Here is a 12,701-nt window from a genome sequence, read left to right on the forward strand (position 1 = left end):
CTTTGGTCGCTTAGCTCTGTTCCGTTAGCGTGGTGATTGTACTGCGCAAGGTCGCGATGCCGTCACCGTTTTCTGACGAGGTCAGGATCAGTTCTGGATAGGCGGCAACATGCTTTGCCAGCGCACCTCGCACTTGAGTCAGCATCTTGTCCCGCTCGCCGAGTTTAATCTTGTCGGCCTTGGTCAGAACCACTTGGAACGGTACAGCCGATGTATCGAGCAACGACAGGATTTCTTCATCAACGGCTTTAATCCCGTGGCGGCTGTCAATCAGCACAAAGGCGCGGCGCAACGTGGCGCGGCCGGACAGGTAGTTCTTCAACAGGCGCTGCCACTTGTCGACCACGGCCACTGGCGCATTGGCAAACCCGTAGCCGGGAAGGTCCACCAAATAAAGCGGGCCACGTTCGAAAAAGTTGATCTCTTGGGTGCGGCCCGGTGTGTTTGACGCACGCGCCAGCGACTTGCGCCCAGTCAGAGCATTGATCAGCGTCGACTTTCCGACATTGGACCGGCCTGCGAAGCAGATTTCGACCCGGTCGGCCGGGGGTAGGCCCGACATGGCGACGACACCCTTCACGAAAGTGGTTTCGGCGGCAAAGAATTTGCGACCCCGTTCGCGTGACGCCTCATCGGGCGCCTCAACAAGGGGAAAAGGGAGGGAGGTCATGTGGCGGACTCCAGTGCAGTGATGTCGGCACCGCGCACGGCGTTGATATTGCGCATCAGCTTGTCGCGCGGCCAGTCCCACCACGCAAGGGAAAGAAGCCTTGCGACAGTGGCATCGTCAAAACGGCTGCGCACAATGCGGGCCGGGTTGCCGGCAGCGACGCTATAGGGCGGCACGTCCTGCGTAATGACTGCGCGTGCGGCGATTATTGCGCCGGGGCCGATGGTGACGCCGGGCATCAGCGTTGCCTCTGTGCCGATCCAGACGTCTGCCCCGATCACAGTGTCGCCGCGATTTTCGGCGGCCCATGTTGCGGGGTCGAACCCGACTTCCCAGCCATTGCCAAAAATGTTGAACGGGAAGGTCGACACCCCACCCATCGCGTGAGTTGCCCCGTTCATGATGATCGTTGTGCCCCGGCCAATGGCGCAGAATGGCCCGATGGTCAGGCGATCGCCAACAAAGTCGAAGTGATATCTGACATTCGTGTCGAAAAACGCGGATGCATCCACGGGATCATCGTAATAGCTGTAATCGCCCACGGTGACATTAGGCCGTCCTTCGGCCAATGGCTTAAGAAAGACGATTTGATCAGTCGCAGAAAGGGGATGCAGCGTGTTTGGGTCTGGGCCGATCATAGCACATGTACCGTATCGCCTTCGGCAAGAACGCCGCCTGTGGTGACCACGGCATAAACGCCAAAATCGATATGGCCCCATGTGTCCTTTAGCGCGCGCAGGGTCTGCGCATCCCGGTGGCCTGTTTCGGGATTGGCTTCGGTCGCGCGGCAGCGAGTATTGCGCATTTCGACTTTCAGCGTGGTATCGCCAATCTGGAGCGTTGAACCAATCAGATCGAATTCCTGCCACGGCTCAAACCCGTCGATCCACAGATTTGCCCGAAAGCGGTCCCGCGAAAGGTCGGTGCCAAGCTGGTCTGACAGCGCGCGCAGCGAGGCGGTGCTGCATAAGCTGATCGACGGAAAGGCTGTGTCTGTCATTCCCTGCTGCACGGCGCGGGTGACCGCAACCGGGGCAGGGCGCCCTTCGGCAACCAACGGCGTGACCCACTTCAGAAACGCGGCGGTGTCCCCATCCGGTGCAAAGCTGAGATCGGGCTGGTCCGGGTGGCGGAGGGTGATATTCCCGGTCGCCTCATCCAGCTGCGAGGTGATCGCCATCAGCCTTGGGCTTCCGGCACCGCGTGTGAAGGAATTGCAGACCGCCCACCCCCCGTTGGGATCTTCTGCCCCCTCACGCAGCACCGCCCACGTGCGGTCCCATGGCATGGTTTCGCCTTGGACGAGGCTCACGCTTGCCAGCCGTTCGCGCCCATGCCCTTTGATTGGGTGGCGCCATATGGCGGCAAGCGTTGGTGTCATGTGTCTTTCTTGGCGCTTTTCTTGCGCAAGCCAGAAACCATGTTCCCGAAGATATCGGGTTTATAGCCGTGGCTGCGCATAATGAAGTACTGCTGCACGAATGTAATCGTGTTGTTCGCGATCCAGTAGAGCACAAGGCCGCTGGCGAACGAGCCGAGCATGAACATGAACACCCAAGGCATCCACGCAAAGATCATGGCCTGCGTTGGGTCGGTGGGTGCCGGGTTCAGCTTTTGCTGCATCCACATGGAAATACCCAAAATGATCGGCAGGATGCCCAAGGACACGATCGCGAAAATAGACCCCGCTTCGGGCGGCGCATAGGGAAGCAACCCGAACAGGTTCAAGATGGACGATGGATCAGGTGCCGAAAGGTCGCGGATCCAGCCAAGCCAAGGGGCGTGGCGCAGTTCGATCGTGACGAAAATAACCTTGTAGAGGGAAAAGAAGATCGGGATCTGCATGATGATCGGCAGACAGCCTGCAGCAGGATTCACCTTTTCCTTTTTGTAGAGCTGCATCATTTCTTGCTGCATTTTCTGACGATCGTCGCCAGCCCGCTCTTTTAGCTTCTCCATTTCAGGCTGAAGCTCTTTCATCTTCGCCATCGACGCATAGGACTTCCAGGCAAGGGGGAGCAACGCCGCTTTGATGATCAGCGTCAAAAGGATGATGGACCAGCCCATATTGCCGATGATCAGGTTCAACTCGTGCAGCAGCCAGAAAATTGGCTTGGTCAGGAAGAAGAACCAACCCCAGTCGATGCTGTCGACGAATCCGAGAATGCCGAGGTTTTCTTCATAGCCTTTGATGGCTTCCCATTCCTTTGCGCCCGCAAACAGGAAGGTTTGGACTTCGGTGGTGGCCCCGGCAGCGACAGTCTGCGTCGGCAGGCGGGTTTCGGTCTGATAGATGTTCGCGCTTGGGACGAATTTGGCAACCGACCGGAAGCTTTGCCCCGGCGCCGGAGCGAGGGTCGTCATCCAATATTTATCCGTGAAACCGACCCAGCCATTTTCCGCGACATCGATGATTTCAACCTGTGCGGCCTCGGCGGCGTTCACGTCTAAGTCTTCCATATCGCCGTATTCGATTTCCTGCAGTTCGCCATCGGACATGCGAACGACGCCTTCGTGCAGGATAAAGAAGTTGACGGTGTCCGGCTCTCCGTGGCGCGCGACAATGCCGTAAGGTGCGAGGCGCACATCCGATCCGGTGCTGTTTTCGACACTCTGAGTGACAGACAACATGAACTTGTCGTCGATGCTCATGGCGCGCCGGAACACGAGACCATTGCCATTGTCCCAGACCAAGGTCACGGGGGATGTCGGGGTCAGTTCTGTGCCGCTTTCGATCTGCCATTCCGTGTTGGCACCTGGAACGTCTTCAAACCCGAGGGCGCCGCCGGGAGCCCAGCCGTAAAGGGTATAGTATGCACCAGGAGCGCCGACTGGCGACAAAAGCCGCACGATGTCGCTGTCTGGGTCCAGTGTCTCGTGATAGTCCACAAGGGAGAGATCATCGATCCGACCGCCAGTCAGTGAGATTGACCCAGTGACTTCATCTGTTCGGATTTGCACCCGTGATGCAGCGGACAATGCGACGTCGCGGCTTTCGACAGGGAGCGTGGCGGTGGCATCGGGCGCGGGAGGCGCCGCTGCAACATCTGCTGTCGCCGGGTCGCCCCCGATTTCTGCGACGGGTTGCTCTGCCGGGGCAGGTGGCTCCTCTGGCGGGAAGAGCAGGAACCAGCCTAGGATCACCAGAAAACTGAGAGCCGTTGCCAGAATCATGTTCTTGTTTTGATCGTCCATGTCGAACACCGCCTAAGGATTGGAAACTGGGCCGGTTCAACAGGGGCAAGGGTCGAAGGTCAAGCGGTTTTCCCAGTTTGCAGGTATGTGGTGCGGTTGCGGGTCTGTCTATAAGAGCAAAACAAGGGTCTAAAGCGACTTTCGGCGCAGTGTCGGGCGGATCACAAGAGTTCCAACTTGCGCCCTCAACCAAGCGTGGGTCTCTTCGAATGGCATGGGGTGGGCTATTGCAAATCCTTGAACGTGGTTGCAGCCAAGTTGGGCCAGCATCGCGTGTTCGCCGGTTGTTTCGACGCCTTCCGCAAGTGTTGCGATCCCCAAATGTTCACACATCGCCAGGATCGTCGTGACCATGTTTTGCTGTTCCCGGTCCTTGTCGACACCAGTCACGAAGGATCTGTCGATCTTCAGTCGGTCAATACGCAACTGACGAAGCGTTGTGATCGAAGCATGTCCGGTGCCAAAATCGTCCAAATCTACATGACAGCCCAACGCTGCCAGCGCAGCGATGTTTTTCGCCACGGCATCGTCAGGTGAAGACGTCACAACGCTTTCCAGCACTTCGATTGCTAGCCGGTCCGGTGTCAGGTCGAACCTGTCGATTTGCCAAGAAATCCGTTCGGCCAGAGCCGGGTTGTTCAGATCGGCCGACGACAGATTTACACCCACAGAAGGTACATCAAGGCCCTCAGCATCCCACGAGGCGAGCGCCCGAAGCGATTGTTCGACCATGACTTCGCCCAACCGTTCCAAGAGGCCCGCGGAATCCAAAGCGGGCATGAAGTCTGACGGAGGAATGGGGCCGCGGTCTGGGTGGTGCCATCGAACCAGTGCTTCAAACCCTGTTACGCGCCCGGTATCTGTGCTGAGTTGTGGTTGGAACCAAGGCTTTATGTCGCCGTTTTCCAGTGCGTGGGCGACGTCCTGTACAAGCATGTCCCTTGTGTTGCGTCTGGCGCGCATCGCCGGCGCATAAATTCGAATTGAACCTATTCCAGCGCCACGCGCTTCTACTAGGGCCGTTTCGGCTGCCTCTATAATCGCATCGGGGGTCGGCGCATTCAGCCCATTTGCCTGACACAGTCCGACAGACGCCCTAAGTCGCGCGAATCCTGACCCAACCTGAACTGGATCGGCGAGCGTACTTTGCACGCGGGTTGCGATTTGCATCAGCGATTCGATGTCCATCGGGGCAGCGGAGCCGACGACGATAGCAAAACTGGCGTCTTCTAATCGGATCACGGCGTCTTGTTCACGAAGGGCGGATCGCAGCCTGCTCTTGACCCTATCTATCAAGTCTTGCGCAGCACTTGGCCCGGCCTGCGCGATTGCGCTGTTCAGATCATCGGCCCTGACAAAAAGGCAGGTCGCCCCAAGGTGCATGCGCCCGCCAGCCCCCAAAATCGTGGCTAGGGCATGATGCAAAACGCTGCGCGGATCGTCATTGCTGGTTGAGGCGCGCCTCACGGGCGGGAAGCGGCCCAAGGCAAAAACAGCCAGCGGCAATGTTACGGCGGCCAACAATGCTTCTAACCACCCGGTCACCGCACCTATTGCCACACACACGGATGGAAGGATTGAGAGCGAGAGTGTGGAATATCTTACAAACTGGGCACTTAGCGATCTGAAACTTCTCGCCACATTGTCCGCCATGAACTCCGCCCTCTCTGCACCAGACCGATAAAAGCATGGCAGACGAGGGGTATTCGCAGAGTTAATTCGTGGTCGACCTTTTAGGATGCATTTTAATCAAAGCGCGGCGGGTCATCCGGAGTCTTCGGAGACAGAGCCAGCCCAGCAAAGTCAAACAAGCCCGCGTCAAGCAAATGCGAAGGGCGTGCGTTGGTCAGAGCGCGGAAGATGACCTGACGCCGACCAGGGCTTCGCGCCTCCCATTCGTCAAGAATCGCCTTGACCTGTTGGCGCTGCAATCCATCCTGGCTGCCGCAAAGGTCGCAGGGAATGATGGGATAGTTCATCGCGCGGGCAAAGCGATCACAATCGACCTCCGCCACATGAGCCAGCGGGCGCAGCACGAAAAGATCGCCCTCTTCGTTCACGAGCTTCGGGGGCATGGTGGCAAGCCGTCCGCCATGAAACAGGTTCATAAAAAAAGTTTCCAAGATGTCGTCCCGATGATGGCCCAGAACGACGGCGTCGCAGCCCTCTTCGCGCGCGACACGATAAAGATTGCCGCGGCGCAACCGAGAGCAAAGCGCGCAGAATGTGCGGCCCTGCGGAATCTTATCCACGACGATGGAATACGTGTCCTGATATTCGATACGGTGGGGCACGCCCATGCGTTTCAGAAATTCGGGCAGGACTGTTGCGGGAAAGCCCGGCTGCCCTTGGTCCAGATTGCAGGCAAGAATGTCGACCGGAAGTAAACCGCGCCACTGCAATTCGTGCAGAACGGCCAGCAAGGTATAACTGTCTTTGCCGCCCGAAAGGCACACCAACCAACGCGGCCTGCGCGTTGTTTCATCCCGATCAACCATACCATACGCGTCCATCGCCTCGCGTACCTGCCGCACGATCCGCTTGCGCAGTTTGTGGAATTCGGTGGTAGAGGGGGCGCCGTGGAACAGCGGGTGAATATCGTCAGCATCATCAAGCATCCGATTGCCCTAGCGCTGTGTCCGGATTCTGGCAAGCCCAAGGTCCCGGCCCGGTTGTTTTTCCTCGCATATCGGCGGCCTTGGCGGTTAACCTTGCGGGAGGGATCAAGGTCAAAGCGGGGAACCCAAGTGGATTACGTGTTTACAGTTCGAAAGGTGAGCCGAGGGAGCTTTGTTGCCGAACCGGGACCCGCGCGGTTTTTGAAAGTGCCGCCTGATGCCACTGCGCCGGAGCTGTCGCATCAGGTCCGCAAATCGGACTGGCTGCGCGAGGTGCTGGATGCGTCAGCCGGGCGCATGAACATCAAAACGCACCAGCCGATGGGGGATTTGGTCATCTATGTTCATGGGTATAACCACTCGCCCAAGACGATGCTCGAACGGCTGCGCCATCTGAGGGTGGGGCTGGAGGCGCAAGGTTTCACCGGTGCCGTCATCGGCTATGACTGGCCATCGGCGGACAACGCTTTGAACTATCTCGAAGACCGTTGGGATGCCAAACAGACAGCTAACCAGTTGGTGCGTGAGGGGATAGAAAGCTTCGTGCGATTGCAGCGCCCGGATTGTGAAATAAACCTTCATATCATGGCGCATTCAATGGGCAGTTATGTGGTGCGCGAGGCGTTCGACTATGCTGATGATCGCCGCTCGCTGGCTTCGACAAGCTGGTCGGTCAGTCAGGTGTTGCTGTTCGGGGGCGACATTTCCGCGTCGTCGCTGGAAGACGGCAACCCCAAGGGGTCGTCGCTGTATCGTCACTGCAACCGGCTGACGAGTTACCACAACCACTATGACAATGTGCTGTCCCTGTCGAACATCAAGCGTGTGGGCGTTGCCCCGAGGGCCGGGCGCATTGGTTTGCCTGATAATTGCCCTCGCAAAGGTGTAAAGGTGGATTGTTCGGCGCGGTTCGCGGCGGTGGCTGACTCTTACCGTGGGGACGAGTTCGCGGGACACCGATGGTATTTTACTGACGAGACGTTTCTGCGAGATGCCTATGAAACGTTGATGGGAGATAAGGATCGGGCAAGCGTCAGTACGCGAGAACTGGCCCCGACCGGGAATATGCTTACATTGCGGGCCAGTCCGGCGTCGCGAATTGACCCGACCTGACTCATCGCATCGGTGTCAATCGGGGACGTTGTCGATCCCTGAGCCGCCCCAAGGGTGACAGCGCGCGATCCGGCGGAGGGCGAGCCATCCACCCCGGAGACCGCCATGCCGTTCAATCGCTTCGAGTGCGTAGGCTGAGCAAGTTGGGTGATACCGACATCCATGGCCGACCCAAGGTGATAGGATCAGGCGGTAGGCCCGAACGGGCAGGGCCACCATGTGACCAAGCAGGGTCATTTGCGATGTGCTAGAGCGTGAATTTTTGCCAAGGCATGTTCAAGCTCTGTCTGCATTTCAGCGAAGTCGCGTGTCGCGGTCATACCTGCGCGGCCAATCAGGACGTAATCCCAACCAGACTTCCCATGTGCAGGAAGAACCAGGCGGGCAATGGCGCGCAGACGCCGCTTTGCCCGGTTTCGTGCGACCGCGTTGCCGACTTTTTTGGAGCAGGTGAACCCGACTCGGATCCCAACTGCGCCAGATAAGGCAGCGCTGCGCTGTCGGGCCTGCACAACAAATCCGGGCGTCGCACGATGAAGTGCCCGGGCCGCAGACAAAAAGTCTGCCCGTTTCGCCAGAACAGAAATCTCTGGCTGCGTTGGATGTTCCAACCCAGACGCAACAAAGCCGCCTGCGTCCTGCGCGGCGGCCAAGTCACGATCAGTGGCTGGGCTATGAGGCCCGGTCACGGTGCAAAGGGCGCTATTACGCGCTCAATTCCTTGCGGCCACGCGCGCGGCGGGCGTTCAGGATTTTGCGGCCGGCTTTGGTTGCCATGCGCGAACGAAAGCCGTGGCGCCGTTTGCGGACCAAGTTGCTGGGCTGAAAGGTGCGTTTCATCGCGCCGTCTCCGTCTGTTGCAGTCCGTTGCGGGTGGATTCGCGGACCGGTGGAATTTCGAAGTTCCGCGTTTAGGCGCAAACTGTGGCTACGTCAATTGATATGGGGCGGAAAACTGTAACAAAGCGTTCCGGGGCCGTGTTGGGCCCTGCTGAACCTGTAACAATTCGCACGGCTTCTCACGATGCGCCCTTAGCCCATCACCCGCGCGTGAGGGGGGCTAGGACGAACGCAAATGATAGGTCAGGTCTTAGGCAACACCAAGCCTTAGGATACAAATATGACCGAACAAGTTCCTGCTGAGAAGTCTGGCCTTGCCCGACGACTCCCGTTGATTGCCATTGGGGTGATCGCACTTATCGGCGCGTTCACCTTGCGCGACGTGCTCAGCTTCCAAGCCCTCGCGGAGAATCGCCAAGCTTTGCTGGCCTTTAGGGATGAGCACTATGCGGCAACTGTGATTGCCTTTGTTGCGTTCTACGCCACCATCGTGGCCTTCAGCCTTCCTGGGGCGACAATTGCAACACTGACAGGTGGCTTTCTGTTCGCAACGTTCCCAGGTGTGCTGTTCAACGTCACCGGAGCAACGGTGGGTGCGGCCGGCATTTTTCTGGCCGCCCGCTGGGGCTTGGGCGAACGGCTTGCCGCACGCATGGATTCGTCCACTGGAACGGTGCGCCGCATCAAAGACGGAATTGATGCGAACCAGTGGGAAATGCTGTTCCTGATCCGGCTTGTTCCGGCAGTTCCGTTCTTTGTCGCCAACCTTGTCCCTGCATTGGTTGGCGTGCCCATGGCGCGATTCGTGATCACCACCTTCTTGGGGATCATCCCCGGTGCATTGGTTTACACCTCTGTCGGTGCTGGTTTGGGCGAAGTGTTTGCCCGAGGCGAGACGCCTGATCTTGGGGTCATCTTCCAACCTGAAATTCTTTTGCCAATCCTCGGGCTTTGCCTGCTGGCGGCGCTACCCATCCTGCTCAAGGCCGTGCGCGGCAAGAAAGGTCTGTAATCATGGAACGCATAACATGTGATATTTGCATCATCGGTGCCGGGTCTGGTGGGCTGTCGGTCGCGGCGGGGGCGGCGCAAATGGGCGCCAGTGTGGTTCTGATCGAAGGCCACAAGATGGGTGGCGATTGCCTGAATTACGGGTGCGTCCCTTCCAAGGCGTTGATCGCTGCGGGCAAGCACGCGCATGCCATGACAACCGGTGCGGAGTTTGGGGTCACGCCGACTGAGCCGCACGTGAACTATGCTGCTGCGAAGGATCATGTGGCATCCGCCATAGCGACCATTGAACCGCACGATAGCCAAGAGCGATTCGAAGGCTTTGGAATTCGCGTGTTGCGCGATTTCGCCGAATTTACATCGCCGACCGAGGTCCAGGCGGGCGATACGGTTGTGACCGCGCGCCGGTTTGTGATTGCGACAGGGTCCGGCCCGTTTGTTCCGCCGATCCCGGGTCTGGCCGAAGTTCCGTATTACACAAATGAGACGATTTTCGCCCTGCGCGAGCAGCCAGAACACCTGATCATCATTGGTGGCGGCCCCATCGGGTTGGAGATGGCGCAGGCGCACCGGCGTTTGGGCAGCCGCGTCACGGTAATCGAAGCGCAAAAAGCGATGGGGAAGGACGACCCCGAAATGGCGGCGATCCTGCTCGACAATCTGCGCGCAGAAGGGATCGATATCCGCGAAGAAACGGCGGCCGAAAAGGTCAGCGGACACGAAGGCGCGGTTACTGTCACTACGCCAAGTGGTGATGTGACGGGCACACATGTTTTGGTTGCGGTAGGGCGCAAGACCAATGTCGAAAAACTTGGCTTGGACAAAGCTGATGTGAAGTTCAGCCCGCGCGGTGTGGATGTCGACGACCGTTTGCGCAGTTCAAATCGCCGCGTTTACGCGATTGGCGATGCGGCGGGTGGTCTTCAATTCACACATGTGGCGGGCTACCACGCAGGGGTTGTAATTCGGTCCTTGTTGTTCAGCCTGCCGGCGAAGGTTCGTACCGACCACATTCCCTGGGTCAGCTATTGCGATCCTGAATTGGCACAAGTGGGTCTGACAGAGGCACAGGCCCGCAAGACGCACGGTGACAAATTGGAAGTGGTGCGCTTTGCCTATGACCAAAACGACCGTGCCGTGGCCGAGGGAAAGACGACAGGTTTGATCAAGGTAATGATCGTAAAGGGCAAGCCGGTCGGCGCTTCCATCGTCGGGGCGCAAGCCGGCGAGTTGATCGGCCTTTGGGCCTTGGTCATTGCCAACAAGCTCAAGATGTCGGCCGTTGCGAATATGGTTGCCCCTTATCCCACCTTGGGCGAAATTAGCAAAAGAGCGGCGGGGGCCTATTACAGCCCGCGTCTGTTTGAAAGCGATACGGTCAAGCGCGTCGTGCGCTTTGTCCAACGCGTATTGCCCTAAGTTCCGGCGCCGGAAAGTGGGACAGTCTGCTGCACGAAAACGGGGTATTCCAAGGGCCGATATGTTCAACTCGCTTTCCGGTCGTTTCCTGATCCTCACAATTGCTTTCGTGATGCTTGCCGAGATCATGATTTTCGTCCCGTCGATAGCCCGGTTCAGAGAGGATTATCTTCTGGACCGGCTAGAGCGGGCGCAAATCGCATCGCTTGCTTTGTTGGCGGACGGTATAGTCAATGAAGGGCTGGAGACTGAACTGCTGGAAAACGCGGGTGTCTATAACGTCGTTCTGCGGCGCGACGCGATGCGCCAATTAATCCTGTCTTCGCCGATTCCAACGCCCATCTCGAACACCTTCGACTTACGCGATCCACCTGCGTCGCAACTGATACGTGATGCTTTGGATCGGCTGCTGACCAAAAAGCCGGAAATTGTGCGGGTCATTGGCAGCCCGACGCGTGACGCCGGACTTTTGATCGAAGTCACAATGGACGCCATGCCATTGCGCGAGGCGATGCTGGACTACGGTTTGCGGATACTGGTGTTGTCAGCGCTCATATCGGCCCTGACTGCCAGCCTATTATTTTTCGCAGTCCGGAGGATGATGGTAACCCCCATCCGTAATGTCGTGGCGCACATGAAAAATTATGCCGAGGCACCTGAAGACGCCCGGCGTATTATCTCGCCAACGGCAACAGTGCGCGAATTGCGTGATGCCGAGGTGGCGCTTCAGACGATGCAGACCGATTTGACAAGCGCATTGCGCCAGAAAGAACGGTTGGCCCAGTTGGGCGGGGCGGTCGCAAAGGTCAGCCATGACTTGCGCAACATTCTCACAACGGCACAGCTGTTTGCAGACATGCTGGAGCGCAGCGATGATCCGCGCGTCAAAAGGTCGGCACCTAAATTGGTGGGGTCCATCAGTCGCGCGGTCAATCTGTGCGAAGGGACGCTGGCGTTTGGTAAGGCAGAAGAGCCGCCGCCCAAGCTGGACCGTCACCCGTTACATACGCTGGTCGAAGATACGCTGGAAAGCGAACGCATGGCAGGCGGAGAGTCTTTGGTGACACTGATCAACGATGTGCCTCCGGGCTTTGTCATCCGCTGTGATGCAGAGCAGGTGTTGCGGATCGTCGGCAACCTTGTGCGCAACGCGCGACAAGCGATCGAAGTCACGGGCGCGGCTGGTCAAGTGCGCGTCAAGGCGACAGAGTCCGAAACGGATTGGAATCTGATAATTTGCGATACCGGGCCTGGTCTTCCGCCCAAGGCCCGTGAAAATCTATTCAAACCGTTTCAGGGGAGTTTTCGCAAAGGGGGCATCGGTCTTGGCCTTGTTATTGCATCAGAGCTGGTGCGTGGGCACGGCGGGAACCTAAGGTTGGTATCCAGCGACGAGAGCGGCACCGTGTTTGCCGTAGACTTGCCAAAGGACGCTGCGACACCGCGCAATTCAACTTCTTGAGCGTCGGAACTGCCTATTGGAAATTACTGCATTTTTACACTTGCAGTCCCAACAACTCAGGACTAAACAGCGGCCTCACGCGCTGGTAGCTCAGTTGGATAGAGTACTTGACTACGAATCAAGGGGTCGGGGGTTCGAATCCTCCCCAGCGCGCCATTATCCTTCATTAGAACATCAAGTAACTTTGACCTTTTGGTTACTAAGTGATTCAAATTGGGCGTGACGCACGTGTCGGCTCGTAAAGTCAGGCTGTTATCTGGTCGTTTTGCTGTGTTGCGGCCCTGACGTCGTTTGTCAGATAAATCCGACTTTCTTACCTTGTCTCTGGCCCAGATCGCATATCGCAAGGCGAGGCTGCCATTTTTGCCTGATG

Annotated in this window: 13 protein-coding genes and 1 tRNA gene; 5 read left to right on the forward strand and 9 right to left on the reverse strand. The window is 58.0% G+C overall.

Features of this window, described 5'->3' with window-relative positions:
* Positions 1-10: 10 nt before the first annotated feature.
* The 6 genes from yihA to ttcA form a co-directional block, all read right to left on the reverse strand.
* Positions 11-670: a ribosome biogenesis GTP-binding protein YihA/YsxC gene (gene yihA, locus E2L05_RS11370; RefSeq protein ID WP_133343032.1), complete on the reverse strand. Its 660-nt coding sequence runs from the start codon at positions 668-670 to the stop codon at positions 11-13.
* A complete protein-coding gene (locus E2L05_RS11375) occupies positions 667-1,308 on the reverse strand; it encodes a CatB-related O-acetyltransferase (protein WP_133343033.1) in 642 nt (213 codons plus the stop codon). Before E2L05_RS11375 ends, yihA begins: the two co-directional genes overlap by 4 nt.
* Positions 1,305-2,051 carry an MOSC domain-containing protein gene (locus E2L05_RS11380; RefSeq protein WP_133343034.1) on the reverse strand — a complete coding sequence of 249 codons (747 nt, stop codon included), beginning with the start codon at positions 2,049-2,051 and terminating at the stop codon, positions 1,305-1,307. Before E2L05_RS11380 ends, E2L05_RS11375 begins: the two co-directional genes overlap by 4 nt.
* Positions 2,048-3,865, reverse strand: coding sequence for a membrane protein insertase YidC (gene yidC / locus E2L05_RS11385; RefSeq protein ID WP_133343035.1), 1,818 nt, complete (start codon positions 3,863-3,865; stop codon positions 2,048-2,050). Before yidC ends, E2L05_RS11380 begins: the two co-directional genes overlap by 4 nt.
* Before the next feature lie 129 nt (positions 3,866-3,994).
* Entirely contained in the window at positions 3,995-5,386 is a 1,392-nt protein-coding gene (locus tag E2L05_RS11390) for a putative bifunctional diguanylate cyclase/phosphodiesterase (protein ID WP_165971742.1), read from the reverse strand.
* Between the two features lie 224 nt (positions 5,387-5,610).
* Positions 5,611-6,483: a tRNA 2-thiocytidine(32) synthetase TtcA gene (ttcA, locus tag E2L05_RS11395; protein WP_133343037.1), complete on the reverse strand. Its 873-nt coding sequence runs from the start codon at positions 6,481-6,483 to the stop codon at positions 5,611-5,613.
* A 129-nt stretch (positions 6,484-6,612) separates the two neighbouring features.
* Here ttcA and E2L05_RS11400 point away from each other — a divergent pair, with 129 nt between their 5' ends.
* Positions 6,613-7,596, forward strand: a complete 984-nt coding sequence (locus tag E2L05_RS11400) for an alpha/beta hydrolase (protein WP_133343038.1) — start codon at positions 6,613-6,615, stop codon at positions 7,594-7,596.
* 15 nt (positions 7,597-7,611) lie between these two features.
* Here the strand turns inward: E2L05_RS11400 and yidD are convergent, their stop codons facing one another.
* The 3 genes from yidD to rpmH are packed head-to-tail and all read right to left on the reverse strand — an operon-like array spanning position 7,612 to position 8,436.
* The gene (gene yidD, locus E2L05_RS11405; protein ID WP_133343039.1) at positions 7,612-7,833 is read right to left on the reverse strand and encodes a membrane protein insertion efficiency factor YidD; all 222 of its coding nucleotides are present in this window, start codon (positions 7,831-7,833) and stop codon (positions 7,612-7,614) included.
* On the reverse strand, positions 7,830-8,285 hold the full coding sequence (rnpA, locus tag E2L05_RS11410; protein WP_133343040.1) for a ribonuclease P protein component: 456 nt from the start codon (positions 8,283-8,285) through the stop codon (positions 7,830-7,832). The genes yidD and rnpA overlap by 4 nt, the downstream gene beginning before the upstream one ends.
* Positions 8,286-8,301: 16 nt before the next feature.
* On the reverse strand, positions 8,302-8,436 hold the full coding sequence (gene rpmH / locus E2L05_RS11415; RefSeq protein ID WP_027262933.1) for a 50S ribosomal protein L34: 135 nt from the start codon (positions 8,434-8,436) through the stop codon (positions 8,302-8,304).
* Between the two features lie 280 nt (positions 8,437-8,716).
* Here rpmH and E2L05_RS11420 point away from each other — a divergent pair, with 280 nt between their 5' ends.
* The 4 genes from E2L05_RS11420 to E2L05_RS11435 all read left to right on the forward strand — a co-directional run bounded on the left by E2L05_RS11420 (position 8,717) and on the right by E2L05_RS11435 (position 12,484).
* Entirely contained in the window at positions 8,717-9,448 is a 732-nt protein-coding gene (locus E2L05_RS11420; protein ID WP_133343041.1) for a TVP38/TMEM64 family protein, read from the forward strand.
* Between the two features lie 2 nt (positions 9,449-9,450).
* Positions 9,451-10,866 (forward strand): dihydrolipoyl dehydrogenase family protein, encoded by a 1,416-nt coding sequence (locus E2L05_RS11425; RefSeq protein WP_133343042.1) that lies wholly within the window; start codon positions 9,451-9,453, stop codon positions 10,864-10,866.
* Positions 10,867-10,927: 61 nt separating this feature from the next.
* Positions 10,928-12,328 (forward strand): sensor histidine kinase, encoded by a 1,401-nt coding sequence (locus E2L05_RS11430; RefSeq protein WP_133343055.1) that lies wholly within the window; start codon positions 10,928-10,930, stop codon positions 12,326-12,328.
* 79 nt (positions 12,329-12,407) lie between these two features.
* Positions 12,408-12,484 (forward strand) — tRNA-Arg (locus E2L05_RS11435).
* The last annotated feature ends 217 nt before the right edge of the window (positions 12,485-12,701 follow it).

Source organism: Meridianimarinicoccus aquatilis, assembly GCF_004358675.1.
Classification (GTDB): domain Bacteria; phylum Pseudomonadota; class Alphaproteobacteria; order Rhodobacterales; family Rhodobacteraceae; genus Meridianimarinicoccus; species Meridianimarinicoccus aquatilis.